The 24,620-nt window shown below is 63.4% G+C and carries 24 protein-coding genes; 18 read left to right on the top strand and 6 right to left on the bottom strand.

Annotated features, from left to right (window positions below; genetic code table 11):
- Window positions 1-33 precede the first annotated feature (33 nt).
- The 3 genes from ACVWWD_RS03565 to mgrA all read left to right on the top strand — a co-directional run bounded on the left by ACVWWD_RS03565 (window position 34) and on the right by mgrA (window position 3,128).
- Window positions 34-780 (top strand): sugar phosphate isomerase/epimerase family protein, encoded by a 747-nt coding sequence (locus tag ACVWWD_RS03565; protein WP_352551598.1) that lies wholly within the window; start codon window positions 34-36, stop codon window positions 778-780.
- Window positions 781-791: 11 nt separating this feature from the next.
- Window positions 792-1,949: a Gfo/Idh/MocA family protein gene (locus ACVWWD_RS03560; RefSeq protein ID WP_352551569.1), complete on the top strand. Its 1,158-nt coding sequence runs from the start codon at window positions 792-794 to the stop codon at window positions 1,947-1,949.
- 132 nt (window positions 1,950-2,081) lie between these two features.
- Window positions 2,082-3,128 (top strand): L-glyceraldehyde 3-phosphate reductase, encoded by a 1,047-nt coding sequence (gene mgrA, locus ACVWWD_RS03555; protein ID WP_352551567.1) that lies wholly within the window; start codon window positions 2,082-2,084, stop codon window positions 3,126-3,128.
- On the opposite strand, the gene ACVWWD_RS03550 is transcribed toward mgrA, so the two are convergent.
- On the bottom strand, window positions 3,079-3,666 hold the full coding sequence (locus ACVWWD_RS03550; protein ID WP_352551565.1) for a trypsin-like serine protease: 588 nt from the start codon (window positions 3,664-3,666) through the stop codon (window positions 3,079-3,081). The genes mgrA and ACVWWD_RS03550 overlap by 50 nt on opposite strands.
- Window positions 3,666-4,142, bottom strand: coding sequence for a hypothetical protein (locus ACVWWD_RS03545; RefSeq protein ID WP_352551563.1), 477 nt, complete (start codon window positions 4,140-4,142; stop codon window positions 3,666-3,668). Before ACVWWD_RS03545 ends, ACVWWD_RS03550 begins: the two co-directional genes overlap by 1 nt.
- A 171-nt stretch (window positions 4,143-4,313) precedes the next feature.
- On the opposite strand from ACVWWD_RS03545, the gene ACVWWD_RS03540 reads away from it, so the two are divergent.
- Window positions 4,314-4,718, top strand: coding sequence for a Fur family transcriptional regulator (locus tag ACVWWD_RS03540; RefSeq protein ID WP_015315682.1), 405 nt, complete (start codon window positions 4,314-4,316; stop codon window positions 4,716-4,718).
- A gap of 16 nt (window positions 4,719-4,734) precedes the next feature.
- Here the strand turns inward: ACVWWD_RS03540 and polA are convergent, their stop codons facing one another.
- On the bottom strand, window positions 4,735-7,665 hold the full coding sequence (gene polA / locus ACVWWD_RS03535; protein ID WP_457103613.1) for a DNA polymerase I: 2,931 nt from the start codon (window positions 7,663-7,665) through the stop codon (window positions 4,735-4,737).
- Between the two features lie 427 nt (window positions 7,666-8,092).
- Between polA and ACVWWD_RS03530 the strand changes: the two genes are divergently transcribed.
- The 7 genes from ACVWWD_RS03530 to ACVWWD_RS03500 all read left to right on the top strand — a co-directional run bounded on the left by ACVWWD_RS03530 (window position 8,093) and on the right by ACVWWD_RS03500 (window position 14,715).
- Window positions 8,093-9,478, top strand: coding sequence for a M20/M25/M40 family metallo-hydrolase (locus tag ACVWWD_RS03530; RefSeq protein ID WP_352551561.1), 1,386 nt, complete (start codon window positions 8,093-8,095; stop codon window positions 9,476-9,478).
- Window positions 9,479-9,556: 78 nt separating this feature from the next.
- Window positions 9,557-10,177, top strand: a complete 621-nt coding sequence (locus tag ACVWWD_RS03525) for a ribonuclease D (protein WP_031247688.1) — start codon at window positions 9,557-9,559, stop codon at window positions 10,175-10,177.
- A 13-nt stretch (window positions 10,178-10,190) separates the two neighbouring features.
- Window positions 10,191-10,394, top strand: a complete 204-nt coding sequence (locus tag ACVWWD_RS03520; RefSeq protein WP_023770648.1) for a hypothetical protein — start codon at window positions 10,191-10,193, stop codon at window positions 10,392-10,394.
- A 108-nt stretch (window positions 10,395-10,502) separates the two neighbouring features.
- On the top strand, window positions 10,503-10,757 hold the full coding sequence (locus tag ACVWWD_RS03515) for a GlsB/YeaQ/YmgE family stress response membrane protein (RefSeq protein ID WP_352551559.1): 255 nt from the start codon (window positions 10,503-10,505) through the stop codon (window positions 10,755-10,757).
- Between the two features lie 25 nt (window positions 10,758-10,782).
- Window positions 10,783-10,929, top strand: coding sequence for a hypothetical protein (locus tag ACVWWD_RS03510; protein WP_023770646.1), 147 nt, complete (start codon window positions 10,783-10,785; stop codon window positions 10,927-10,929).
- A gap of 28 nt (window positions 10,930-10,957) precedes the next feature.
- Window positions 10,958-11,872 carry a hypothetical protein gene (locus ACVWWD_RS03505; RefSeq protein WP_023770645.1) on the top strand — a complete coding sequence of 305 codons (915 nt, stop codon included), beginning with the start codon at window positions 10,958-10,960 and terminating at the stop codon, window positions 11,870-11,872.
- Window positions 11,873-12,441: 569 nt separating this feature from the next.
- Window positions 12,442-14,715 (top strand): transglycosylase domain-containing protein, encoded by a 2,274-nt coding sequence (locus ACVWWD_RS03500; protein ID WP_457102914.1) that lies wholly within the window; start codon window positions 12,442-12,444, stop codon window positions 14,713-14,715.
- A gap of 12 nt (window positions 14,716-14,727) precedes the next feature.
- Here ACVWWD_RS03500 and ACVWWD_RS03495 read toward each other — a convergent pair whose 3' ends face one another.
- Window positions 14,728-15,093 (bottom strand): nuclear transport factor 2 family protein, encoded by a 366-nt coding sequence (locus tag ACVWWD_RS03495; protein WP_023781171.1) that lies wholly within the window; start codon window positions 15,091-15,093, stop codon window positions 14,728-14,730.
- A 156-nt stretch (window positions 15,094-15,249) separates the two neighbouring features.
- Here ACVWWD_RS03495 and ACVWWD_RS03490 point away from each other — a divergent pair, with 156 nt between their 5' ends.
- Window positions 15,250-16,002 (top strand): SDR family NAD(P)-dependent oxidoreductase, encoded by a 753-nt coding sequence (locus tag ACVWWD_RS03490; RefSeq protein ID WP_023770642.1) that lies wholly within the window; start codon window positions 15,250-15,252, stop codon window positions 16,000-16,002.
- A 96-nt stretch (window positions 16,003-16,098) separates the two neighbouring features.
- On the opposite strand, the gene ACVWWD_RS03485 is transcribed toward ACVWWD_RS03490, so the two are convergent.
- Both ACVWWD_RS03485 and ACVWWD_RS03480 read right to left on the bottom strand, forming a co-directional pair.
- Window positions 16,099-17,883, bottom strand: coding sequence for a cation:proton antiporter domain-containing protein (locus ACVWWD_RS03485; protein WP_457102913.1), 1,785 nt, complete (start codon window positions 17,881-17,883; stop codon window positions 16,099-16,101).
- 224 nt (window positions 17,884-18,107) lie between these two features.
- Window positions 18,108-18,557: a baeRF12 domain-containing protein gene (locus ACVWWD_RS03480; RefSeq protein WP_015315693.1), complete on the bottom strand. Its 450-nt coding sequence runs from the start codon at window positions 18,555-18,557 to the stop codon at window positions 18,108-18,110.
- A gap of 380 nt (window positions 18,558-18,937) precedes the next feature.
- On the opposite strand from ACVWWD_RS03480, the gene cysG reads away from it, so the two are divergent.
- The 6 genes from cysG (at window position 18,938) to ACVWWD_RS03450 (ending at window position 24,604) form a co-directional block, all read left to right on the top strand.
- Window positions 18,938-20,386: a siroheme synthase CysG gene (cysG, locus tag ACVWWD_RS03475; protein WP_352553406.1), complete on the top strand. Its 1,449-nt coding sequence runs from the start codon at window positions 18,938-18,940 to the stop codon at window positions 20,384-20,386.
- Entirely contained in the window at window positions 20,383-20,676 is a 294-nt protein-coding gene (locus ACVWWD_RS03470; protein WP_015315695.1) for a DUF2849 domain-containing protein, read from the top strand. Before cysG ends, ACVWWD_RS03470 begins: the two co-directional genes overlap by 4 nt.
- Before the next feature lie 45 nt (window positions 20,677-20,721).
- On the top strand, window positions 20,722-22,392 hold the full coding sequence (locus ACVWWD_RS03465; protein WP_457102912.1) for a nitrite/sulfite reductase: 1,671 nt from the start codon (window positions 20,722-20,724) through the stop codon (window positions 22,390-22,392).
- Window positions 22,367-23,131, top strand: a complete 765-nt coding sequence (locus ACVWWD_RS03460) for a phosphoadenylyl-sulfate reductase (protein ID WP_023770638.1) — start codon at window positions 22,367-22,369, stop codon at window positions 23,129-23,131. The genes ACVWWD_RS03465 and ACVWWD_RS03460 overlap by 26 nt, the downstream gene beginning before the upstream one ends.
- A gap of 169 nt (window positions 23,132-23,300) precedes the next feature.
- Window positions 23,301-23,834 carry a DUF934 domain-containing protein gene (locus ACVWWD_RS03455; RefSeq protein ID WP_352553410.1) on the top strand — a complete coding sequence of 178 codons (534 nt, stop codon included), beginning with the start codon at window positions 23,301-23,303 and terminating at the stop codon, window positions 23,832-23,834.
- 149 nt (window positions 23,835-23,983) lie between these two features.
- Complete coding sequence (locus ACVWWD_RS03450) at window positions 23,984-24,604, top strand: DJ-1/PfpI family protein (protein ID WP_023770636.1); 621 nt, start codon at window positions 23,984-23,986, stop codon at window positions 24,602-24,604.
- Window positions 24,605-24,620 lie beyond the last annotated feature (16 nt).

Below are 24,620 nucleotides of genomic sequence, written 5' to 3'. Positions count from 1 at the left end.
AAAGACAATCCCCAAGCAGAACGGACAGAGATGATGAACTGGTCATTCCAACTTTACAGCGCCCGCAATTTCTTGCCTTGGACCGATGTGCTCGAAATGCTTGGCAAGCTCGGCTACGCCGAGGTCGAAGGGTTCGGCGGCGTCTATGACGATCCCAAGGCCTTCCGCGCCGAGCTCGACAAGAACGGCCTTGCCATGCCGACCGGGCATTTTTCCATCGATGCGCTGGAGAATGATTTCGACGGCGTGCGCCGGATCGCGGAAACGCTCGGCGTCAAGCTTTTGATCTGTCCCTATCTGATGGCCGAGGACAGGCCATCCGACGCCGCCGGCTGGCGCGGTTTCGGCGAGCGCCTGGCCAAGGTCGGCGAGGTCGCGTCGAAGGCCGGCTATGGCTTCGCTTGGCACAACCATGATTTCGAGTTCAAGACGCTCCCCGACGGCTCGGTGCCGCAGGATCATATCCTGTCGTCCGCGCCCAATATCGGCTGGGAAATGGACGTCGCCTGGGTGGTGCGCGGCGGCTCCGATCCGCTGCCCTGGATAGAAAAGCACGGCCAGCGCATCGTCGCCGTCCATGTCAAGGACATGGCGAAGGCGGGCGAGGGGCTGGATGAGGATGGCTGGTCGGATGTCGGCCACGGCACGATCGATTGGGCCGGCCTGATCAAGGCGCTGCGGGCCAAGAGCGCGGCGAAATACTTTGTCATGGAACAAGACAATCCCAACGACATCGAACGCTTCGCCCGCCGCTCGATCGCAACCGTCAAGAGCTACTAGGAACAACCACCATGGCAAAGAAGCTGGGTACTGGGAAACTGGGTGTTGGCGTCATCGGCTGCGGCAACATCTCGAAGGCGTACTTTTCGCTGGCGCCGCTGTTTAGCGGCATCGAGATGCGCGCCTGCGCCGATATCAACATGGACGCGGCCAGGGCGCGGGCTAAGGAATTCAAGCTCCGCGCCGAGACCGTCGAGGATCTGCTCAAGGCCGACGATATCGACATCATCGTCAACCTGACCATTCCGGCCGTGCACTACGAGGTGTCGAAGCAGGTGCTCGATGCCGGCAAGCATGTCTATTCCGAGAAGCCGTTCGTGCTGTCGCTCAAGGAGGGCCAGGATCTCAAGGCGCGGGCGCAGAAGAAGGGGCTGCGCATCGGCTCGGCGCCGGACACCTTCCTGGGCGGCGCGCACCAGCTGGTGCGCGAACTGATCGACGAGGGGAAGCTTGGCAAGATCACCAGCGGCACCTGCCACGTCATGGGCCACGGCATGGAGCATTGGCACCCTAATCCCGACTTCTTCTTCCAGCCCGGCGCGGGACCGGTACTCGACATCGGACCGTACTACATCACCAATCTGATTCAGCTGATCGGGCCGGTGAAGCAGGTGGCGGCCTTCGCTACGACTCCGGCCAAGGAACGGACCATCAGCTCAAAACCGCGCGCAGGCGAAAAAATCCCAGTCAACACGCCGACCACGATCCATGGCCTGCTGGAATTCGAGAACGGCGCCGTGGTGACGCTGAACACCAGCTGGGATGTGTGGGCTCACGGCCACGCGCCGATGGAACTCTATGGCGAGGCCGGGACGGTGTTTGTGCCGGATCCGAACTTCTTCGGCGGCGACGTGCGCTTCACCGAGGAAGGCAAGCCGGTCAAGAAGCTGCCGAAATGGAAGCATCCGCTTGGCATTCCCAATGAGATGCATGGCCAAGGCATGATGGCCAATTACCGCACGGCGGGCCTGGCCGACATGGCGCTGGCGATCGCCGAAGGGCGGCCGCACCGTTGCTCGATGGAACTCGCGCTGCATGCCGTCGATGTCATGACCGGCCTGCTGCGCTCCGGCGAAACCGGCAAGTTCGTCGCCATGCAGACCACTTGCGAGCGTCCGGCCGCGCTTGGCGTCAAGCCGGCCAAGGAGCTGCTGGCCAAGAAGAAGTAGTCGCGTGGATTATCGATAATTTTGCTTTACCCTCTCCCCGTTCCTCAGGGGAGGGGGTAAAGGATGGGGTATGGGGCATGTCATCGCCTCTGCGATGACGGTACCTGTCCGTTCAGATTCGAGGATTTCCCGATGCCCTATATCGCCGCTGAAAACCGCTACGAGAAAATGATCTACAACCGCTGCGGTCGGTCCGGCCTCAAGCTGCCGGCGATCTCGCTGGGGCTGTGGCACAATTTCGGCGACGACACGCCGCATCGGACCAAGCAGGCGATCGTCCGCAAGGCCTTCGATCTTGGCATCACCCATTTCGACCTCGCCAACAATTATGGGCCGCCTCCCGGCTCGGCCGAGACCGCTTTCGGCGAGATACTGCGTACCGATTTTGCCGCCTATCGCGACGAACTGATCATCTCGACCAAGGCCGGGTACGAAATGTGGGCCGGCCCCTACGGCGAATGGGGCGGGCGCAAATACATGCTGGCCAGCCTCGACCAGAGCCTGAAGCGAATGGGCCTCGATTATGTCGACATCTTCTACTCGCACCGCTTCGATCCCGATACGCCGCTCGAAGAAACCATGGGCGCGCTCGACCATGCGGTGCGTTCGGGCAAGGCGCTCTACGCCGGCATCTCGTCCTACAACTCGCAGCGCACCCGCGAGGCCGCCGACATATTGAGGCAACTCGGTACGCCCTGCGTCATCCATCAGCCGAGCTATTCGATGCTGAACCGCTGGGTCGAGGAGGACGGACTGCTCGACACGCTCGAGGGGCTCGGCGTCGGCTCCATCGTGTTCTCGCCGTTGGCGCAAGGGATGCTGACCGACAAATATCTCGGCGGCATTCCCGATGGCAGCCGGGCCTCCCAGGGCAAGTCGCTGAAGACTGCTTTCATCAACGACCGCACCATTGCCAACATCAAGGCGCTCAACGCGATCGCCGGCAAGCGCGGCCAGACGTTGGCCCAGATGGCCTTGGCCTGGGTGCTGCGCAGGGGCCGGATTACCTCGGCGCTGATCGGCGCCAGCCGGCCCGAGCAGGTCGAGGACTGCGTCGGAGCGCTGAAGGTGCTCGACTTCAGCGACGTCGAACTTGCCGAAATCGATACATACGCGCGCGAGTCCGACATCAATCTGTGGGCTGCTTCCGCCGAACGCAAAGGCCCGCCGAGGAAATAGGCTCGCTTGGCAAGCCGGCAGGCAAGAACGGCGGGATCCCGCCGTTCTTCATTGCCATCCGAAGCGGCCGCTTCGACTTTGGCTTCTGGGTGGTGCCGAGCCCGGCCTTGGGTTTTTCGGGCGCTGGAGCCTTGGTCTTCATCTTCTCATCGATCCAGCCGGTGTAGTTGGCCAGTCGGGTGTAGATGCCATAGGCGTCCTTGTGGCCGCAGGCGGCGCTGCCGTCAGCCGGACCTTCACCCCAACTGACGACGCCGACCTGGACCGGGCCGCCGGCGACGGTCATGAAGAGCGGGCCGCCGCCGTCGCCATTGCAAGCGTCACGCACGCCGCTGGTGGTGCCCGCGCAGATCATGTTGCCGGTCAGCGGGTCGGTCATTCCGGCGGCAATCGCATTGGCTGCGGCATCGATGCCCTTTTCCGAATAGCGCATGCGGTGCGACAGGTCTCCGAGGGCCGCTTTCAGGTCATGCGCATAGATGGCCTTGATGCCGCTGTTGCAGGCACCGTTCGGCTGAAGATCGAGATCGGCGACCATCAGCGTGGTTGGAAAGGGTGCCGTCCTGCATCTTGCCCCAGCCGGTGACGGTGGTCCCGTGGGATCTCGGCATCGTCACGCTGAAGCAGGATGTCGGCACCAATCTCGAGCGTGGCCTGCGGCGCCAGCCGCTCGGCAACGATGTGGGTGATCGAATAGTCGCTGCCGACATAGAGCACATTGATGTCGACCAGCTGGTCCGAGCAGTTCTTCGCCAGCACGTGCACCTCGTCGCCAGGCGAGACGCGTGGCACCACCGAGGCCTGCAACGGCTCCAGCCCGTCGCCGTCGCGACGCTTGACCTGGAATTGCACGTCGACCTCCTCGGGCTTGTAGTCCGAGGCTGCCGCGAGCCTGGAAAGCCCGGTGGCCCGGAAGATGGTGCGCAAATTCGTGGTCGTCGCATCGACCAGCTTCTTGCGATCGTCGGGGTGGATGATGATCAGCGGCGGCCTGCCGCCATCCTTCAAGGTCACGTCGCCCGAGGCCGGCAGGAACCATAGGGCCGGCTTGTCGGTCGCGTTCGATCGGTCCGGGACAACAACAGAAGAGTAGCAAAGAAGGCGGTTCGTCGCTATCTGAATGGGATCGGGTCGTTTGCACGCGCAGACAGCCCGCCAACAGCGCAGGACAAGTGGAACAGGACCATGGCGGCAAGGGATGTGCTGACGAAAAACCAGTTGTGCGTGCTCGAGAAACTCGAGATCGCCAGCGGCCCGCTCAGCGCCTACACCTTGCTCGATCAGCTTCGCGAGCGCGGTTTTCGCGCACCATTGCAGGTCTATCGCGCGCTCGACACACTGGTGAAATCAGGCTTCGTGCACCGGCTGGAAAGCATCAATTCCTTCGTCGCCTGCGCCGAGCCGCACGACCATAGCCACTCGATGACGGCCTTCGCCATCTGCGATACTTGCGGGCAGGTGACCGAAATGTCCGATCACGACGTCGACCACCGGCTGAACGAATGGGTCAACTCGACCGGCTTCGCCGCCAAGAAGGCGGTGATCGAATTTCGCGGGACCTGCGCGAAATGTTTGGCGCAAGCGGCCTGAGGGCCTCGCTAGCGCGTTAGTGTGCCTCGTCCCAGTTGTTGGCGGCCCGCGCGTCGACATGCAGCGGCACCGACATCGAAACCGCCGGCATCGCCGCGTTTTCCATGACATGGCGCACGACGGGGATCGTCGCCTCGACTTCCACTTCCGCCGTTTCGAAGATAAGTTCGTCATGCACCTGCAGGAGCATGCGGGCCGACAGCTTGGCCTTGTCCAAGGCTTCCTCCATGCGGATCATGGCACGGCGGATGATGTCGGCGGCGGTGCCTTGCAGGCGGGCGTTGATCGAGGCGCGCTCGTTGAAGGCGCGCAGAGACGGGTTCGACGACCTGATGTCGGGATAGTGGATGCGGCGGCCGAAGATCGTTTCGACGAAGCCGTGCTCGCGGGCATAGGCCTTGGTCTCCTCGATATAATCGCGGATGCCGGGAAAGCGCTCGAAGTATTTCTTGATGTAGGCGCTCGCCTCTTCGCGCGGGATCGACAGCTGGTTGGCGAGACCGAAAGCCGAGATGCCATAGATGATGCCGAAATTGATAGCCTTGGCGCGGCGGCGCACTTCCGAAGGCATACCCTCCACCGGCACGTTGAACATTTCCGACGCTGTGATGGCGTGGATGTCGGCGCCATCCGCAAAGGCCTGCCGCAACTGCGGGATTTCGGCGACATGGGCGAGCACGCGCAGTTCGATCTGGCTGTAGTCGGCTGACACCAGCCGGAGGCTCTTGTCGGTGATGAAGGCGGTCCGGATCTTGCGGCCTTCAGCCGTGCGCACCGGGATGTTCTGCAGGTTCGGGTCGGAAGACGACAGACGGCCCGTCGTCGTCGCGGCGAGCGCGTAGGAGGTGTGGACGCGTTTCGTGTCGGGATTGACGAAGCCGGGTAGGGCATCGGTGTAGGTCGATTTCAGTTTGGTCAGCTGGCGCCAATCGACGATCTTGCGCGGCAGTTCGTGCCCTTCCGCGGCAAGGTCTTCGAGCAGCTGCGCCGAGGTCGACCACTGGCCGGTCTTGGTCTTGGAGCCGCCGGGCAGGCCCATGCGGCCGAACAATATGTCGCCGAGCTGCTTGGGCGAGCCGATGTTGATGCGCTCGCCGATGAGCAGGTAGATTTCCTCCTCGAGCCGGGCCGCACCTTGCGCCAGTTCCCCCGACAGCCGCGACAGGATCTGCCGATCGACCGAAATGCCGCGCTGTTCCATGCGCGCCAGCACCGGCACCAGTGGCCGCTCCAGGCGTTCATAGACCGAGACCAGGCCCTTGGCCGCAAGCCGGGGCTTCAGCACCAGCCACAGCCGCAACGTCACGTCGGCATCCTCGGCGGCGTGAGCGGTCGCCCTGTCGATGTCGACCTGGTCAAAACCGACAGAGCTCTTCCCGGAGCCAGTCACGTCCTTGAGTTGAAGGGGTTTATGGCCAAGCCATTTGTCGGCAAGGGCATCCATGCCGTGGCCGTGCGGCGTGCCGGCGTCGAGCACGTAGGAGATCAGCATGGTGTCATCGAACGGCGCGACATCGATGCCGTAGCGGCTCATGATGACCAGATCATATTTCAGGTTCTGCGCGATCTTCAGCACCGACCTGTCCTCGAACAGGGGTTTGAGGACCGCCAGAGCCTCGCGAACCGGAATCTGGTTTTCGAGCGTGCCGCCGCCAAGCAGGTCGCCATTGCCGCTCTTGTGGGCGAAGGGAATATAGCCGGCGCGGCCAGGCGCTGTGGCCATGGCCAAACCGATCAGTTCGGCCTGCATCGGATCGGTCGAGGTGGCCCTGACGTCGAAGGCAGCGATACCGGCCTCCCGCGCCTCGGCGACCCAGGCTTTCAGCGTCGCGATATCGCGGATGCCCTCATAGGCCGAGGTATCGATCTTGGCGGTCGCCGCTCTCTCCAGCCGCAATGCGGCCAGGAGGGAAGGGGTGTCGCCTTGTTTTGGCGTCTCCGTCGTCTCGATTTCAGCAGCCCGGGCAACGGGCGGTGTTCCGGCGCCGACATCGGGGCCATGTGCGTTATCGGCGCGTTCGACGGGCACCGCGATGGCCTGGACGTCGCCGGCCTCGGTGCCTGTCGCTTCCGCCACACGGCGCGTCAGCGAGGTGAATTCCATGGTCTTGAGGAAGCCAATCAGCTTCGGTCCGTCGGGGGCATGCAGGACGAAATCGTCCAATCCTTCCGCCACCGGCACATCGTTCTTCAGCGTCACCAACTGGCGCGAGATGCGCGCCTTGTCGGCGTTGGCGATGATCGATTCCCGCCTTTTCTCCTGCTTGATCTCGCCGGCGCGGGCGAGCAATTCGTCGAGGTCGCCGAACTGCTCGAGCAATTGCGCCGCGGTCTTTGGCCCAATGCCCGGCACGCCAGGCACATTGTCGACGGAGTCGCCCGTCAGCGCCTGCAGGTCGATCATCTTTTCCGGGGGCACGCCCCATTTCTCGACGACTTCCGGAATGCCGATCTGGCGATCCTTCATCGGGTCGTACATGCCGACGGTTTCGCCAACCAGCTGCATCAGGTCCTTGTCGGAGGAGATGATGGTGGTGTCGCCGCCGGCCTCGCAGGCCAGCCGGCAATAGGTGGCGATGAGATCGTCGGCCTCGAAGCCTTCCATCTCGACGCAAGGCAGGTTGAACGCCCTAGTTGCCTGGCGGATCAGGCCGAACTGCGGGATCAGATCCTCGGGCGGCGCCGAACGGTTGGCCTTGTATTCGGGATAAAGATCGTTGCGGAAGGTTTTCGAGGAATAGTCGAAGATGACGGCGAAATGCGTCGGCACTATGCCCACATCGGTGTTACGGGCATCCTGCATCAGCTTCCACAGCATGTTGCAGAAGCCGGAAACGGCACCGACCGGCAGGCCGTCCGACTTGCGGGTCAGCGGCGGCAGCGCGTGATAGGCGCGGAAGATGTAGCCGGAGCCGTCGATGAGAAAGAGATGATCGCCTTTTTTCATGCCGGCAGGGATAGCGCGGCGCGATGGCTTGGTCCATGCCAAAGACATCGCCAGATACAACACCCTGACAGATCGTGACCCGGACGGATCGGAGGCATACAGGCCCGCTCACGGGGACGTTACAAAAGTGTAACGTTGACGCCCTTGAATCGCCACGTTCACAGACCCAAATAGACGTCATCGGCAGTTTTCGCCGAAGTCCGGAGCAAGGCCCGTCCCCCGCCTATACCGGACAATTGCGGCAGCCTATCCCCCCTCTCCGGGCTGCCGCATCGTTTCGAGTAAAAGGCCGCCGTGGTTCCCCCTCCACCACGGCGGCATTTTTTTGCCCGCGGCGGCCATCCGGGTCGTGGTCCAATCGTCCCGGGCTTTTCGTTTCGCCGCTCTGCCTTTACGGTTCCAGCACTGAATCGAAAGGCTATGCCAAATGTCCGCAGTCTCCCCCGTCCTCGACCGTCTCGACAAGAATCTCGACCAGAGCCTGGAGCGGCTCTTCGGCCTGCTCGGGATCAAGTCGATCTCCACCGATCCAGCCTACGCCGCCGACTGCCGCAAGGCGGCGGAATGGCTGGTGGCGGAACTCAAACTGATCGGCTTCGACGCCAGCGTGCGCGACACGCCGGGCCACCCAATGGTGGTTGCGCATCATGATGGGCCGGCTGGGGCGCCGCATGTGCTGTTCTACGGCCATTACGACGTGCAGCCGGTCGACCCGATCGAACTGTGGGAAAACGACCCCTTCGCCCCCGCGATCAAGGAGGTCGGACCTGGTCACAAGATCATCACCGGGCGCGGCTCGGCCGACGACAAGGGTCAGCTGATGACCTTTGTCGAGGCATGCCGTGCCTGGAAACAGGTGCACGGCAGCCTGCCGTGCCGGGTCACCATCCTGTTCGAAGGCGAGGAGGAATCCGGCTCGCCCTCGCTGAAGCCGTTCCTCGAGGCCAATGCCGAGGAGCTCAAGGCCGACTTCGCGCTGGTCTGCGATACCAGCATGTGGGACCGCGACACGCCGTCGATCTGCGTCGGGCTACGCGGTCTGGTCGGCGAGGAGATCACGGTGAAGGCCGCCGACCGCGACCTGCATTCGGGCCTGTATGGCGGGGCTGCCGCCAACCCGATCCGCATCCTGGCCAAGGTGCTGGCCGACATCCACGACAAGGACGGCCATATCACCATCCCGGGCTTCTATGACGGCGTCGAGGAAAACCCCTCGCAGGTGCTGAAATCATGGGAGACGCTGGGCGAGACGGCCGAGACCTTCCTCGGCCCTGTCGGCTTGTCGATCCCATCGGGCGAAAAAGGCCGCTCGGTGCTGGAACTGACCTGGGCGCGACCCACCGCCGAATTCAACGGCATCATCGGCGGCTACACCGGCAAGGGTTTCAAGACCGTCATCGCGGCGGAAGCCTCGGCAAAGGTCTCGTTCCGCCTTGTCCATAAGCAGGATCCGGCCAAGATCCGCGCGGCCTTCCAGAAATTCGTCAAGGAACGCATCCCAGCCGATTGTACGGTCGAATTCCACGCTCATGGCGGCTCACCGGCAATCCAGCTTTCTTACGACTCGCCCTTCCTGGCCAAGGCCAAGACAGCGCTTTCCGACGAATGGCCAAAGCCCGCGGTGACGACCGGCAGCGGCGGCTCCATTCCGGTCGTGGGCGACTTCCAGACCTATCTCGGCATGGAATCGCTGCTGGTCGGGTTCGGCCTCGATGACGACCGCATCCACTCGCCCAACGAGAAATACGAGCTCAGCTCCTTCCACAAGGGCCAGCGCTCCTGGGCGCGCATTCTGGATGCGCTGACACGCTGAGCGCGGAAAACACGTTTTCTTGTTGATTTTTCACCGGATCGCGGCGAGGACGGGTAACGCCGCGACCCGGAGAAAACGATGAGCGATATCCGCTTCCATAAAAACGATCTGCCCGACCTTTCGCACTACGATGTCGCGGCGGTGGCGATCGATACGGAAACGCTTGGCCTCAAACCGCACCGAGACCGGCTCTGCGTGGTGCAGATCTCGCCTGGCGACGGCAGCGCCGATGTCATCCAGATCGCGCCGGGCCAGAAGGAGGCATCGAACCTGGTCAAGCTGCTGGCAAACGACAGGGTGACCAAGCTGTTCCACTACGGTCGCTTCGACCTCGCCGTGCTCTACCACGCGTTTGGCGTGATGGCCGAGCCGGTGTTCTGCACCAAGATCGCCTCGCGGCTGACGCGCACCTATACCGACCGGCACGGGCTGAAGGACATCTGTTTCGAGCTTCTCGGCGTCGGCCTGTCCAAGGCGCAGCAATCGTCGGATTGGGCGGCCGAAACGCTGTCGCCCGAACAGCTCGAATACGCCGCCTCCGATGTGCTCTATCTGCATCGTTTGCGCGATGCGCTGGCGGGACGGCTGGCGCGCGAGGGCCGCACTAAGGAGGCGGACGCCTGTTTCCGCTTCCTGCCGACGCGGGCCAAGCTTGACCTGATGGGCTGGGACGAAGAGGATATCTTCGCTCACAGCTGAGAAAAGGGATGAGATGGCGGACAGAAAGCCGATATCGACCGCGCCGACCGACGGCTCAAAGGTCACCGTCACCTGGAAGGACAGCGACGGCGTCCTCAATGAATCCATAGCGCAATACCGCGACGGCGGCTGGTGGGTCTACACCGACAGTCATACGCAGAAGAAGGTCGAGCCGACCAGCTGGCGGCCCGCTGCCAGCGACGACGACGACCAGTGAGCGCCGCTGGTGGGACGGGGTGCTTTCGACTAGCCTGAAGTCGTTGATATCGGGGCCGATTCGGAGCCTTACGCTCCGCACCCGCCCTCTTGCACGGAGAAACCCGCCATGGGTGTCGAAAGCCTTCTCGTCTTCATCCTCATCGGTGCCATCGCCGGCTGGCTCGCCGGTCTCATCGTTTCGGGTTTCGGCTTCGGCCTGATCGGCAACATCATCGTCGGCATTGTCGGCGCCTTCATCGCTGGCTGGCTGTTTCCGCGCATCGGCTTGTCGATCGGCGGTGGCATCATCGCCTCCATAATCCACGCCACGATCGGCGCCATCATCCTTTTGGTTCTGGTCAGGGTCCTGAAACGAGCCTGAGGCTCGGCATGACAGAAGGCGCGCCATGAAGCAGAACACGCTCTATCTCCTCATTGGCGCGCTCATCATCGTGATCATCGCACTGGGCGTCTACGTCTACCGCGAGCAGGCCAGGCCGAAAGGCGTCGAACTCAGGATCGACGACAAGGGCATTTCAATCCAGCAGAACTGAACCCGCAGGGCGGATCCAGGAGCGTGACATGGAGGCTTCCGACGCATGGCAGAGCGGAGAGCGGCCCAGGATCACCGTGGCGGAATGGGAGAGGTTGAACCGGCCGCCACGACGCGAGGCGTTGCTGCGCTATTACTGGCGGACTTTTCGCTTCCTGAGGACATCCGCGCCGATCAGCGAATTGCAGGGACGACAGCAATCGTTCCGTGACGCGGTCGTGGCCACTGTTGCCTTCAACCGGCCTGATGTGATCGCATGGCAGATCCACCTCGTGCGCCGACACCTGGCCGAGCACGAGAGCTATGTCGTCTTCGACAACAGCAAGAAGGAGGAGGCGAGGGAAGCCATCCGCGACCTCTGCCAGCGCCAGCACGTCCCCTATGTAGCGTTGCCGAGGAACAGGCTGACGGTCAGCAGATCGCACGGCCAGGCGCTCAACTGGATCGTGCGCAATTTCATGACCGGCTTGGCCCCGAAGGTCTTCGGCTTCATCGACCATGACATCTTTCCGACGGAACCGTTTTCAATCCACGACCGGCTGAAGGGCAAGACCATTTACGGCAGTGTCCGCCGCGACACGCCGACGCCGGGCGGCTGGTTCTTGTGGCCCGCCTTCTGTTTTTTCGACGGAAGCCTGTTGCGACAGCGGCTGGATTTCGCGCCGAGCTACAAATTCCGTATGGACTCGGGTGGCGGCAACTGGCCGCTGCTCTACCGCACGATCGACCATGCGCTGGTCAGATTTACCGAGAACAAGTTGCTGCGCTGCGGCGAGGGCGATGACGAGCACGAGGATTTCTTCATGTCGGTCGACGGCTGGCTGCATGTTACCAATGCCTCGAACTGGCGAAGGCAGCCGGTCGACAGGCGCGAACAACTCATCGCCTTGTTGCGGCAGGCTGCGGGTCCTGACCAGTTGGATGTGAAGTTCGAGCCGATCTAAAAGGTTCGCCATGTCGCGTCGGCTCCAAATGGCCTTTGATCGACAAACGCGAGCCAGCCGATCCAGATCGCGGCCAACTCGCTGCACGTGCAGACCTGGCGGCTCGCCCTGCAAGCGGTCGACTGTCTCGACGGCCGAAAGCGGCACGCACTGTTTGGTCGCTGGCGATCGAGGAGCAACGGGCGTCGCGACCCGGCGCGTTCAATCGGTGTACGCGACGAGGAGACCTTTCTGGGGGGCGGGCCAGTGTCGAGGAAGGCGGCCCGAAGGGCCTCGACATCGACCGATCGAACAGTGTCGTTGCGGTCACCTGCGAGGTAGGCGCTGGCCTTCTATCCGCTGGCGTCGATTGTCGGAACGGCAAGCTCGGGGATCGAGCCAGGCTTGGCGCGCTTTTAGGCACCGGCCGTTTCCCTGGTGGCGAACCGACGGTGTCGGAGAGAAGAGGATTAACAAATTCCTAACGCAATTCAGAGGTTTGGCCGAAGGCCTGCTTAACCCGCCCTTAAATCGCCGCATCTACTCTTCAACCCGAGCGCCATTGGCACCGGGGATATCAAGCGCAGCGCATGGCGAACCGCAGAGACAGTCGCATCGAGCCCAGCTTCGAGGGACCGCCGCGAGCGAGATCCCAGACGGGTCTTTCGGTGAGCGAGGAGGACCGCGTCGTGCCGAGCAACAGCAAAGCCTCCGCCAAACGCAAATCATCCAAGGCGAAATCGTCGCGGGGGAAGCGCGGCGGAGGCGGGCGCGGGCTGTTCGGCGTGCTCGGCCGGCTGTTCTACTGGTGCTTCGTGCTCGCCATCTGGGGCGGCATCGCGGTGGCCGGCGTCGTCATCTACTACGGCGCCAAGATGCCGGCGGCCACGACCTGGTCGATTCCCGATCGTGCGCCCAACATCAAGATCGTCTCGGCCGATGGGCAATTGCTCGCCAATCGCGGCATGAGCGGCGGCGAGGCTGTCGGCCTGCACGAAATGTCGCCCTATATCCCCGAGGCAGTCATCGCCATCGAGGACCGCCGTTTCTATTCGCATTTCGGTGTCGATCCGATCGGCCTGTCGCGCGCAATGGTCACCAACCTCATCGGCGGGCATTTCTCGCAAGGCGGTTCGACGCTGACGCAGCAATTGGCCAAGAACCTGTTCCTGACGCCGGACCGTACATTGGAGCGTAAAGTGCAGGAGGTGCTGCTGGCCCTGTGGCTCGAGCACAAGCACAGCAAGGACCAGATCCTCGAAATGTACCTCAACCGGGTCTATTTCGGCTCCGGCGCCTATGGCGTCGAGGCGGCCTCGCGCCGTTATTTCGGCAAGAGCGCGCGCGACGTCACGCTGTCCGAAGCCGCCCTGCTTGCCGGCCTCTTGAAGGCGCCCTCGCGGCTGTCGCCGGCGCGCGATCCCAAGGCCGCCGAGGAGCGTTCGCAGCTGGTGCTCGGGGCCATGCGCGAGGAGGGCAAGATCAGCGAAAAGGAGCTGAAAACGGCGCTCAGCGCACCGGCGACGCGCTCGCCATCCTACTGGACCGGTTCGGAAAATTATGTCGCCGACACCATCATGGAAGAATTGCCCGACCTGATCGGCGACGTGCGCGGCGATATCGTCATCGATTCTACCGTGGACCTGAACCTGCAGAAGCTCGCCGAAAAATCGATCCGCCGGCTGATCGACGACAGCGGCAAGAAGCTCAACGTGACCCAGGGCGCGCTGGTGTCGATCGACGATTCCGGCGCGGTACGGGCCATGGTCGGCGGCTACGACTATTCGACCAGCCAGTTCGACCGCGCCTCGGAGGCGCGCCGGCAGCCGGGCTCGGCGTTCAAGCCGTTTGTCTATATGGCGACACTTGAGGCCGGCCGCACGCCTGACAGCATCCGCAACGATGCGCCGATCAAGATCGGCAACTGGACACCGGACAATTACGGCGGCAAGTACTTTGGCAAGGTCACCTTGGCGACAGCGCTGGCAAAATCACTGAACTCGGTTGCTGCGCAGCTGACCATGGAAGTCGGGCCGAACGCGGTGGTGGAAGCCGCGCACCGCATGGGCATCCAGTCCGACCTGCAGGCCAACACCTCGATCGCGCTCGGCACCTCGGAAGTGACGCCACTGGAGCTGACTTCGGCCTATGTGCCCTTCGCCAATGGCGGCTACAAGCCGGACGTTCATTTCATCCGCCGCGTGACGACGTCGGACGGCAAGGTGCTCTATGATAGCGCCGGCGGCAGCGCACCGCGCGTGATCAAGCCCGAGATCGTCGGAATGATGAATTCGATGATGACCGGCACGGTCGAGGTCGGCACCGCCAGGAAGGCGGCTTTCGCCTGGCCGTCGGCAGGCAAGACCGGCACCAGCCAGAATTCGCGCGACGCCTGGTTCGTCGGCTATACCGCCAATCTGACCACCGGCGTATGGTTCGGCAATGATGACGGCACGGCGATGAAGAAGGTCACCGGCGGCGCGCTGCCGGCGCAGGCCTGGCACGAATTCATGGTCGCCGCGCATGAGGGCGTGCCGGTGCGGCCGCTGCCCGGCACCTGGAAATCGACTCCGGCCGACACCATCGTGCCCGACGAAATTCCCTCGGCCAGCAACAACCAACCGGCACCGGTTCCGCCGGCGTCCGTCGGCCAGCAGGCGCCGGCCGCGCAGGCCGCGGGACAGGCGACGCCAGCGCCGGTCCGTGCGGCGCGGCCTGCCCAGACCGTCGATGCCGATGGCTTCGATATGCCGGCGGATGACGGCACCACCGCTTCGGTCGGACATCCGGTGCCGCCAGGCAGCGTCGGCGGTCGGCTCAAGAAACGGCAGACGTCGATCCTGGATATCCTTGGCGGCGGCTAGTTCGGGCGGCGGCTAGTTCGCCCGTGGCTTGGCACTGCCCAGTTTCTTGCTGTCAAAGGTCAGCTTGTCGCTGTGGATCTTTCCGTCGCTGACGGTGAGATGCTTGGCGCAGGACAGCGCCCCCGACGACTTCGTCATCAGGTCGTACATCAACAGCGCCTGGTGGTCGTCCCCGAACGCGGCGATCATGCGCACACCGGTCACGTCCTCGGAGAGCTTCGTAAGCCCCTTCAAGTAAGATTCCTTGCCGGTCGATTGCTGCATCGGCCCATCGAAAACGACATCGTCGGCAACGTAGGACGCCGCCTTTTCAAGGTCGTGGCTCGTCCACGCCTTCGTGAAGGCCGTTGCGATGTCGAGGGGAGCTGGCTGTGCCATGGCTTTCTCCTGATGGATTGGTGTGAACCCAGATCTTGCGATTGTCGAAACCAACGGCAAGCCGGCGTCCAGGTTCCTCATGTCGGCCCAAGGTGACATTTCGGCCTCTCGCCTCCGAGACACGGTTCGGCTACACCTCCGGCCGGAGACCGCGACATGGCTGAACTCGACACCAGAAAAACCATCGTGCTGACCGGCGCCAGCCGCGGTATCGGCCATGCCACGGTCAAGCGCTTTTCGCGCGAGGGTTGGCGCGTCATCACCTGTTCGCGCCAGGCCTTTGCCGAGGATTGCCCGTGGCCGGCAGGGCCGGAAGACCACATCAAGGTCGACCTCGCCGATCAGGAAGATGTCGGTATTGCGGTCTCGGAAATCCGCCATCGGCTGGAAGCGCATGGCGGCCAGCTGCACGCGCTGGTCAACAACGCCGGCATTTCGCCCAAGCTCAAGGATGGCAACAGTCGAATGAACTCGATCGACACGCCGATGCATGTCTGGCGCGACGTGTTCCAGGTCAATTTCTTCGCGCCGATCATGCTGGCACGCGGCCTGTTCAAGGAATTGGCGGCGGCGAAAGGCTCGATCGTCAATGTGACATCGATCGCCGGCACCCGCGTGCATCCCTTCGCCGGCACCGCCTATGCGACGTCGAAGGCCGCTCTCGGCTCGCTGACGCGCGAGATGGCGCATGATTTCGGCCCGCACGGCATCCGTGTCAACGCCATCGCGCCAGGCGAGATCGATACCGCGATCCTGTCGCCGGGCACGGAAAAGATCGTCGAGACCATCCCACTGCGGCGCCTGGGCACCACGGCGGAAGTCGCCGACATCATCTTCTTCCTGTGCTCCGGGCAGGCATCCTATGTCACCGGCTCGGAAATCCACATCAATGGCGGCCAGCACGTGTGAACTGGTGGGAGCCAAGGCCCGCTCATCTGGTCGGGGTGACAACAGCCTTGGCAATTCATTCGTGGCTTGATCAACGCGCCTGTGGGCAGCGCCTGCTCAGGCAGCGGACGGTTCAGCGACACGCGACTTGTGGCCAAGCACCTCGTCGACAATGCCACGCGCGATTTCGCGTTCGCCCATGATCACCGTATTGGCGCCGAGCCCCTTGAGATGCTCGACCTCGGCGTCGGAATGGGCGCGGGCGACGACGTTGATGTTGGGATTGGCGGCGCGCGCCCTCAGCACGATCTGGCCGGCCTCGAAGGCATTGGGGATGGCAAGGATCAGCCGCGTGGCGCCTTCGGGATTGGCGGCGGCGAAGACTTCGGTGTTGGCGGCGTTGCCGGCGACGGTTTCGATGCCGTCTGCTTTCAGCCTCGCCAGCGTCTTGTCGGCGTCCTCGATGACAAGGAAAGGCCGTGCTGCATCTTTCAACGCCGCGCCGACGAGGCCGCCGACGCGGCCGTAGCCGATCAGGATGGCATGACCTGTGAGCGCCGTCCTTGGTGGCGGGCCGTCTTCCTTTTTGGACGCTACGGCGACCGAGGCGACCTGGCCCGGTTCCGTCGCTGGACCAACCGGCTTGGCGTCCGCCGGCGGTGCCGTCCTGGCGGCGCGGGCCTCGAGCCACGGCCTCATCCAATCGATGATCAGGAACATCAGCGGGTTGAGCACGATCGACAGGATGGCGCCGGCCAGAATGAGGTCTCGTCCCTGTTCCGGCAGAAGTTTCAGCCCGACGCCGAGTTCGGCCAGGATGAACGAGAATTCGCCGATCTGGGCGAGGCTGGCCGAAATCATCAAGGCCGTGGCCAGCGGATAGCCGAAGGCGACGACGATGACGAACGCCGCCAGCGACTTGCCGATGACGATGATGGCCAGCGTCGCCAGGATCGGCAGGCCGTTGCTGAACAGGCTGAACGGGTCGAACAACATGCCGACGGAGACGAAGAACAGCACCGAGAAAGCATCGCGCAGCGGCAGCGATTCTTCCGCGGCGCGGTGGCTGAGCTCGGATTCGCTCATGATCATACCGGCGAAAAAGGCGCCCAGCGCCAGCGAGACGCCGAACAGTTTTGCCGCGCCGAAGGCGACGCCGAGCGCTATTGCCAGCACCGAGAGGCGGAACAGTTCGCGCGACCCGGTATGGGCGACATAGTGCAGGATCCACGGAATGACCCTGCGGCCGACCACCAGCATGACGACGACGAAGGCGGCGACCTTCGCCAGCGTGATGCCGACGACACCCCAGATGCCATAAATGGCCGGCAGCGACAGCAGGCCGCTCGAATGGGCATCGGCCTGTTCCTGGCCGCCGAGCACGCCGGCAAGTGCCGGCAACAGCACCAGCGCCAGCACCATGGCCAGATCCTCAACGATCAGCCAGCCGACGGCGATGCGGCCGCGCTCGGTCTCGATCAGGCGGCGTTCCTGAAGCGCGCGCAGCAGCACCACGGTCGAGGCGACCGACAGCGCCAGGCCAAACACCAGGCCCGCGCCCATCGACCAGCCGAGCATCCAGGACAGCCCGGCGCCGAGCGCCGTGGCGAAGCCGATCTGGACAATGGCGCCCGGCACGGCAATGGCGCGGACCGACAGAAGGTCCTTCAGCGAAAAATGCAGGCCGACGCCGAACATCAGGAGGATGACGCCGATTTCGGCCAATTCGTTGGCAAGGCCAGCGTCGGCGACAAAACCGGGTGTGTTCGGCCCAACCAGCACGCCGGCTACGAGATAGCCGACCAGTGGCGGAATGCGGAACCGATTGGCGAGGGCGCCGAAGACGAATGCCAGCCCCAGACCGGCGACGATGGTGGCGATAAGGGGCGTGTCATGCGGCATTGTCTATGGAGCGCCTTTCAAGCTAGCGATGTTGGATATGCGCCGCCCTAAGCCGCCGCCTGTTTGCAATATGGTGGACGGGGTGTTGGCGATGCAACCCGCAAAGCCGCGAAATCAACGTCGAGACGGCAAAAACTTGACCGGCGGCTGAGTGACTGCCGGTCAAGTGCCTGGGTTCAGTGGTAACCGTGCTGCGACCCGATAGGCCCCTTCGCCGCGCGTGGTCAGGCTGCCTGCAGCAACGCCTCGATCTCGAAGATGGCGTGGTTGGTCATGGTCTTCGGGATTTCGGCCGTCACCTTGTCGCCAACCTCCTTATGCAGCTTCTTGCGCATCGCGCCGAGCACCATTGGCGGGGCGACAAGCACAAGGCTGTCGAATGCACCCTCATGTGCAAGCTTGTAGAGGCGGGCGGCAATCTCCTCGGCGAAGCGCTCCTTGCCGATGCGATGCCAGTCGGTCTCCTCGACCGCGCTGCGATGCACGGATGGGCCGTCATTGTATCGACCGGGGCTGTCGCTTCCCTGTTCGCGTGTGGGCGGGTTCTCCTGTTCCATCACCTGCACGACTTCAAGGTTGGGAAACTTAGTGTCGCCGGCGTTCTTGAGCAGGAGCGCCTTTTCGCCGTCGGCCACCAAAACCCAAATGCCATGCTTCAGTTTGATCGTGTTCATGGGAACGCTCCTTGTTGAGTGGTGGCTATACCGGGAACGCATTTTGACCCGTCAACGTTCCACCCGAACGGAGGACCGAGTGGCCGTGCAGCCAGGCCCTGAAGACGAAATCACCGCCGCACGACTTTAATCTACTGAATTGGTAGAAATTAGAAAAAACTGTTTTGTGGGATAGGTCGCCGGCAGCTAAAAGTGCCTGAAATCAAGGCGCATTTCAGCAGCTCGGGCGCTCCCGGTGCATGGGCATGGAATATTTTTCTCCTGCCCTTCGCGGTTGCGAAAAAGCGATTGCCTGCCATCACCGGATGCGCGAGTGCTTTGCTTCTGCTTTTTTACGCTTGGGCGTAAAACTGCGATCCTGTTCCCGGATTTGCTTTGTCATGTCGCAAGCCACCACCAAGCTCAATGCCTTTCCCGTCTTCATGCGGGTCGAGGGCGAAGCCGTGGCCATTGTCGGCGGCGGCGAGGAGGCTTTGGCCAAGGCGCGGCTGATCGCCCAGTCGAGCGCGGTCCTGCACATCATCGCTAGGGATGCCGAACCGGAGCTGTTGGCCTTCATCGCTGAGTCCGGCGCCAACCATATGCCCGGCGCGTATAACGCCTCGCAGCTCGAAGGCGCCGTGATGGTGTTTGCCGCCAGCGGCGACGAGGCGCTCGACCGTCGCGTCGCCGCCGATGCGCGCCGGCTGGGCATTCCCGTCAATGCCGTCGACCGGCCGGACCTCTGTGATTTCTTCACCCCGGCGCTGGTCAACCGCGCACCGGTCGCCGTGGCGATCGGTACCGAAGGCGCGGGCCCCGTGCTTGCACAGATGCTGCGCAGCCGAATCGACCGCATGCTGTCGCCGTCGCTCGGGCCACTGGCAGCGCTTGCGGCGTCGTTCCGCAATGCCGCCGAGAGATTGCCCAGGGGCAGTATACGCCGCCGTTTCTGGAGCGACTTCTTCGGCGGAGCGCCAGCACGCGCCGTCGAGGCCGGCGAATTTTCGCAGGCGCGCGAAGCCGCCACCGACCTGCTGTTGTCCAACGTGCCCGTTCGCGGCCACATCGCCCTGGTGGGCGCCGGTCCCGGCGCCGAGGACCTCCTGACCCTGCGGGCGCATCGTCTGCTGATGGAGGCCGATGTCATCGTCCATGACGCGCTGGTCCCGGAGGCGGTCGTCGCCATGGGCCGCCGCGATGCCGAGCGCCTGCCGGTGGGAAAGCGCAAGGGCTGCCATACCAAGAGCCAGGCCGAAATCAATGCGTTGCTGGTGGATCTCGGCCGTCAGGGCAAGCGCGTCGTGCGGCTGAAATCGGGCGATCCTCTGGTGTTCGGCCGCGCCGGCGAGGAGATGGCCGCGCTTCGTGACGCCGGCATCGCCTATGAGGTGGTTCCGGGCGTCACAGCGGCCTTTGCCGCTGCCGCCGATTTCGAACTGCCGTTGACGCTGCGCGGCGTTTCCTCCTCGATGGTGTTCACCACCGGCCACGATCTCAAGGGCAATTCACTGCCGGATTGGGCCAAGCTCGCCATTTCCGGCGCTACCGTTGCCGTCTACATGGGCCGCTCGGTCGCGGCCGAAGTTGCCGGCCGGCTGATCGAGGCAGGCTTGTCGCCGGACACGGCGGTCGCCGTGGTCGAGAATGCCAGTCTGGCCAATCGCCGACGCTTCCACGGCACGCTTGCCGACTTGCCGTCGCTGGAAGCGCGCGCCGATCTGTCGGGCCCGGTCATGACCATCATCGGCGACGCCGTCGCCGGTGCCAATTTCGAGCGGTCCGAGCCGCTCGCGGCACACAGGCACGAGAGCGCGCCCGTAGCAGCCGCCGAGGGAGTTCAGCCATGAAGATACTGACCGCCAATCGCCTCGGCGACGGTATTGCCGTCTGGTACGCCGATGGCGGCTGGGCCGAGACGGTGGATCATGCGGACCTTGCCCACGACAAGGCGGCCGAGGATCGGCTGGAGGCGATCGGCGCCAAGGCCCACGCCGACAATGAAGTGGTCGACGTCAATCTGATCGATGCGGACATCGTCGACGGCGTTGTCGAGCCGGTGCGGCTGCGTGAGAAGATCCGCGCTGCCGGCCCGACCATCCGCAACGACCTCGGCAAGCAGGCCGAGCGGGCGGCATAGCCAGGACACCAGGTGAACGGGCGGACGCGCCCTGAAAGACGAAGCATGTACCGTTACGATGAGTTCGACCACGATTTTGTCCAGGCCCGCGTCGCCGAGTTCAGCGACCAGGTCGAGCGTCGGCTGTCCGGCGAGATTACCGAGGACCAGTTCCGGCCGCTCCGGCTGATGAACGGCGTCTATCTGCAGCTGCACGCCTACATGCTGCGCATCGCGGTGCCCTACGGCACGTTGAACGGCAAGCAGTTGCGCATGCTCGGCCACATCGCCCGCAAATACGATAAGGGCTACGGCCATTTCACCACGCGCCAGAACATCCAGTTCAACTGGCCGGCGCTGTCGGACATTCCGGCGATCCTGGCGGACCTGGCCAGCGTGGAGATGCACGCCATCCAGACCAGCGGCAACTGCATCCGCAATGTCACCGCCGACCATTTTGCCGGGGCTGCCGCCGACGAGGTCGCCGATCCGCGTCCCTATGCCGAAATCCTGCGGCAGTGGTCTTCGGTGCATCCGGAATTCTCGTTCCTGCCGCGCAAGTTCAAGATCGCGGTGACGGGAGCCGAGCGCGATCGCGCCGCCATCCAGACGCACGATATCGGCCTGCACCTCAAGAAGAACGCCGCCGGCGAACTCGGCTTCGCCGTCTACGTCGGTGGTGGCCAGGGCCGCACGCCGATGGTGGCGAGGAAGATCCGCGACTTCTTGCCCGAAGCCGACCTTCTCTCCTACTGCACGGCGATCCTGCGCGTTTACAATCTCCATGGCCGCCGCGACAACAAGTACAAGGCGCGCATCAAGATCCTGGTCCACGAGACCGGCGCCGAGGAAATCACCCGCCAGGTCGAGGCCGAGTGGCAGGAATTGAAGGACGCGGAGCTGAAGCTGCCCGAGGCGGACATCCGCGCCATCGAGGCTTATTTCGCACCGCCCGCGCTGACCCGGCGGCCGGACGGCGACGCCGCCGTCAAGGTGGCGCGGCTGGATTCCAAGGGCTTCTCGGACTGGCTGGACCAGAACGTGGTGACGCACCGCCACCCCGACTACGCGGCGGTGACGATCTCGCTCAAGGGTATCGGCGAGGTGCCGGGCGATGCGACCGACAGCCAGATGGAAGCGGTCGCCGACATTGCCGAGAAATATGCCTTCGACGAGCTTCGCGTCAGCCACGAGCAGAACCTGATCCTGCCGCATGTGGCGCGTGCCGACCTCAAGGCGGTCTATGACGCGCTGGTCGACATCGGGCTGGCGACGGCTAACTCCAACCTGATCTCGGACATCATCTCGTGCCCGGGCCTCGATTATTGCGCGCTGGCGACGGCACGCTCGATACCGATCGCACAGGAAATCTCGCGCCGCTTCGCCTCGCTGGAGCGGCAGCGCGAGATCGGCGAATTGAAGCTGAAGATCTCCGGCTGCATCAATGCCTGCGGCCACCACCATGTCGGCCATATCGGCATCCTCGGTGTCGAGAAGAAGGGCTCCGAACTCTACCAAGTGACATTGGGCGGTTCGGCCGACGAGAACACTTCGGTCGGCGAGATCATCGGCCGGGGCTTCTCTTCGGAAGAAATCACCGATGCCATCGAGCAGATCGTCGACACCTATCTCGGCCTTCGGCTCAACCCGCAGGAAAAATTCATCGACGCCTACCGCCGTGTCGGTCCCGCGCCGTTCAAGGAGGCGCTCTATGCTGGCGAAGCCAAGGCCGCTTGACCATATTGCCGACGTCGATGACGGCATCGCCGCCAAAGCGGCGGGGTTTGACGCGCTTTACGGTCATCTCAGCCCGATCGAGATCATCGAACGATCGGCCAACGATCTGTTTCACGACGAGATCGCTGCCGTGTCTTCGTTCGGCGCGGATTCGGCGGTGCTGCTGCATATGATCGCCAAGATCGACCGTACGCTACCGGTCATCTTCCTCGATACGGGCAAGCATTTCGAGGAGACGCTCGGCTATCGCGACGCGCTGGTCGCCGATTTCGGATTGACCAACATCCGGGTGATCAAGCCGGACGAAGCGGCGCTCGAACGGATCGACCCGACCGGCAATCTGCACCAGAACAACACCGATGCCTGCTGCGACGTGCGCAAGGTCGAGCCGCTGGCACGTGGCGTCGCACCCTTCCGCGCCTGGTTCACGGGCCGCAAACGCTTCCAGGCCTCGACACGGGCCGCACTTCCGGTGTTCGAGGCGGTAGGCCCTCGCATCCGCATCAATCCGCTGGCGCACTGGACGACGTCGGACCAGGCCGACTACATGCGCGCGCATGCGCTGCGCGAAAACCCACTGGTTGCCTATGGTTATCTGTCGATTGGCTGCTTTCCATGCACGCAGCCGGTGCAGCCGGGCGAGGATGCGCGCAGCGGCCGCTGGGCCGGCCACGCCAAGACCGAGTGCGGCATCCATCTGTCGGGACTGGAAGTGTCGCTGACCGACGCATCACTATAGGGTATGTTGCAATTCAGGTGAGGCAGGCCTGCAAACGGCGGCTTCCTGCGCTTCCGGTGCCCATGGACTTCAAGTACGTTCCGCTCCGGTTCTCGCAAGCAGCCGTTTTCGACACAGCCTGACCTGAATTTCAACACATGCTCGAGCTCTTCGAATTTTAGGAATTTTGATGACTGGACTGACGACACCGGAGACCCGGCTCTGGACCCCGGAGGGTTTTCGCGAGGACGAGTGGCGCCATGCCGAAAGTGCCGACGCGCTTTCCGGCAATGGCCGATTCATCCTGCCGCTGCAGGCGTTCCTCGATCTCGACCCGGAGGTGCGCCGCTCGGCGAAGGAGCGGCTCGGCGTCGTGCTGCAGCCCGGCGACCAGCTCGACAAGATCGCCGACCTGCTCGACCAGTTGTCGCTGGTGGCGCTGGCCTTCCCGGCTTTCGGCGACGGCCGCTCCTTCTCCAAGGGCGAACTGCTGCGCAGCCGCTATCACTTCACGGGCGCGCTGCGTGCCACCGGGCAGGTCCTGGTCGACCCGTTGCCGCACATGCTGCGGCTTGGCTTCGATGAATTCGAGATCTCGAATCCAGTGCTCTTGAAGCGCCTTGAAGAGGGCCGAACCGGCGGGTTGGGGCTTTACTACCAGCCTGCCGCCATAGTGGAGACCAAGGGTCCGAAATATTCCTGGCGGCGTCTTCGCAACAGCTGACGCTTTTTCCAGGAAGGCCGAAGGCCCTCTCACTCGAAGCTGGTCGTACCAACTGTGCGATTTGCGCTTTTCCTCTCGGCATCTTGCCCTTAGGATATCGCTGTTATTTCGCGACCCGAAATAAATGGCCACAAAGGGAGGAACCGGGAATGGCTGGCAAGAAGATATTGATGCTCGTTGGCGAGTTCAGCGAGGAATATGAGATTTTCGTCTTTGAACAGGCCATGCATGCCGTCGGCCATACCGTGCATGTCGTTTGCCCGGACAAGAAGGCAGGCGATGTGCTGAAGACATCGCTGCACGATTTCGAGGGCCACCAGACCTACACCGAGAAGCCCGGACACGATTACATCCTCAACAAGACGTTTTCCGAGGTGGATCCGGCCCAGTACGATGCCGTCTACGCGGCGGGCGGGCGCGGTCCCGAATACATTCGTATCGACAAGCGCGTGCAGGCGCTGGTGCGGCACTTCCATGAGACAGGAAAGCCGATCTTCACCATCTGCCATGGCGTGCAGATCCTGATCGCGGTCGACGGCGTGGTGCGGGGCAGGGAAGTGGCGGCGCTTCATTATTGCGAGCCGGAAGTCACGCTGGCCGGCGGCATCTATGTCGACGTCGCGCCCAACGGGGCCCATGTCGACGGCAATCTTGTTTCGGCCAAGGGCTGGCCGGGCCTGTCCAATTTCATCCGCGAATGCCTGAAGGTGCTGGGCACGGAGATCCGCCATGGCCAGATCCTGATGCGCGACGAGCGGCAAGCGGCCTGAGAAAGGTTTGGGGAAC

The organism is Mesorhizobium sp. URHB0026, assembly GCF_054059755.1.
This window is presented reverse-complemented; position numbering and strand designations above follow the sequence as displayed.

Coding starts and splice junctions, on each gene's coding strand:
- ACVWWD_RS03565 (WP_352551598.1), top strand. CDS start 34: ATGAACTGGTCATTCCAACTTTACAGCGCCCGCAATTTCTTGCCTTGG.
- ACVWWD_RS03560 (WP_352551569.1), top strand. CDS start 792: ATGGCAAAGAAGCTGGGTACTGGGAAACTGGGTGTTGGCGTCATCGGC.
- mgrA (WP_352551567.1), top strand. CDS start 2,082: ATGCCCTATATCGCCGCTGAAAACCGCTACGAGAAAATGATCTACAAC.
- ACVWWD_RS03550 (WP_352551565.1), bottom strand. CDS start 3,666: ATGGTCGCCGATCTCGATCTTCAGCCGAACGGTGCCTGCAACAGCGGC.
- ACVWWD_RS03540 (WP_015315682.1), top strand. CDS start 4,314: ATGGCGGCAAGGGATGTGCTGACGAAAAACCAGTTGTGCGTGCTCGAG.
- polA (WP_457103613.1), bottom strand. CDS start 7,665: ATGAAAAAAGGCGATCATCTCTTTCTCATCGACGGCTCCGGCTACATC.
- ACVWWD_RS03530 (WP_352551561.1), top strand. CDS start 8,093: ATGTCCGCAGTCTCCCCCGTCCTCGACCGTCTCGACAAGAATCTCGAC.
- ACVWWD_RS03525 (WP_031247688.1), top strand. CDS start 9,557: ATGAGCGATATCCGCTTCCATAAAAACGATCTGCCCGACCTTTCGCAC.
- ACVWWD_RS03520 (WP_023770648.1), top strand. CDS start 10,191: ATGGCGGACAGAAAGCCGATATCGACCGCGCCGACCGACGGCTCAAAG.
- ACVWWD_RS03515 (WP_352551559.1), top strand. CDS start 10,503: ATGGGTGTCGAAAGCCTTCTCGTCTTCATCCTCATCGGTGCCATCGCC.
- ACVWWD_RS03510 (WP_023770646.1), top strand. CDS start 10,783: ATGAAGCAGAACACGCTCTATCTCCTCATTGGCGCGCTCATCATCGTG.
- ACVWWD_RS03505 (WP_023770645.1), top strand. CDS start 10,958: ATGGAGGCTTCCGACGCATGGCAGAGCGGAGAGCGGCCCAGGATCACC.
- ACVWWD_RS03500 (WP_457102914.1), top strand. CDS start 12,442: ATGGCGAACCGCAGAGACAGTCGCATCGAGCCCAGCTTCGAGGGACCG.
- ACVWWD_RS03495 (WP_023781171.1), bottom strand. CDS start 15,093: ATGGCACAGCCAGCTCCCCTCGACATCGCAACGGCCTTCACGAAGGCG.
- ACVWWD_RS03490 (WP_023770642.1), top strand. CDS start 15,250: ATGGCTGAACTCGACACCAGAAAAACCATCGTGCTGACCGGCGCCAGC.
- ACVWWD_RS03485 (WP_457102913.1), bottom strand. CDS start 17,883: ATGCCGCATGACACGCCCCTTATCGCCACCATCGTCGCCGGTCTGGGG.
- ACVWWD_RS03480 (WP_015315693.1), bottom strand. CDS start 18,557: ATGAACACGATCAAACTGAAGCATGGCATTTGGGTTTTGGTGGCCGAC.
- cysG (WP_352553406.1), top strand. CDS start 18,938: ATGTCGCAAGCCACCACCAAGCTCAATGCCTTTCCCGTCTTCATGCGG.
- ACVWWD_RS03470 (WP_015315695.1), top strand. CDS start 20,383: ATGAAGATACTGACCGCCAATCGCCTCGGCGACGGTATTGCCGTCTGG.
- ACVWWD_RS03465 (WP_457102912.1), top strand. CDS start 20,722: ATGTACCGTTACGATGAGTTCGACCACGATTTTGTCCAGGCCCGCGTC.
- ACVWWD_RS03460 (WP_023770638.1), top strand. CDS start 22,367: ATGCTGGCGAAGCCAAGGCCGCTTGACCATATTGCCGACGTCGATGAC.
- ACVWWD_RS03455 (WP_352553410.1), top strand. CDS start 23,301: ATGACTGGACTGACGACACCGGAGACCCGGCTCTGGACCCCGGAGGGT.
- ACVWWD_RS03450 (WP_023770636.1), top strand. CDS start 23,984: ATGGCTGGCAAGAAGATATTGATGCTCGTTGGCGAGTTCAGCGAGGAA.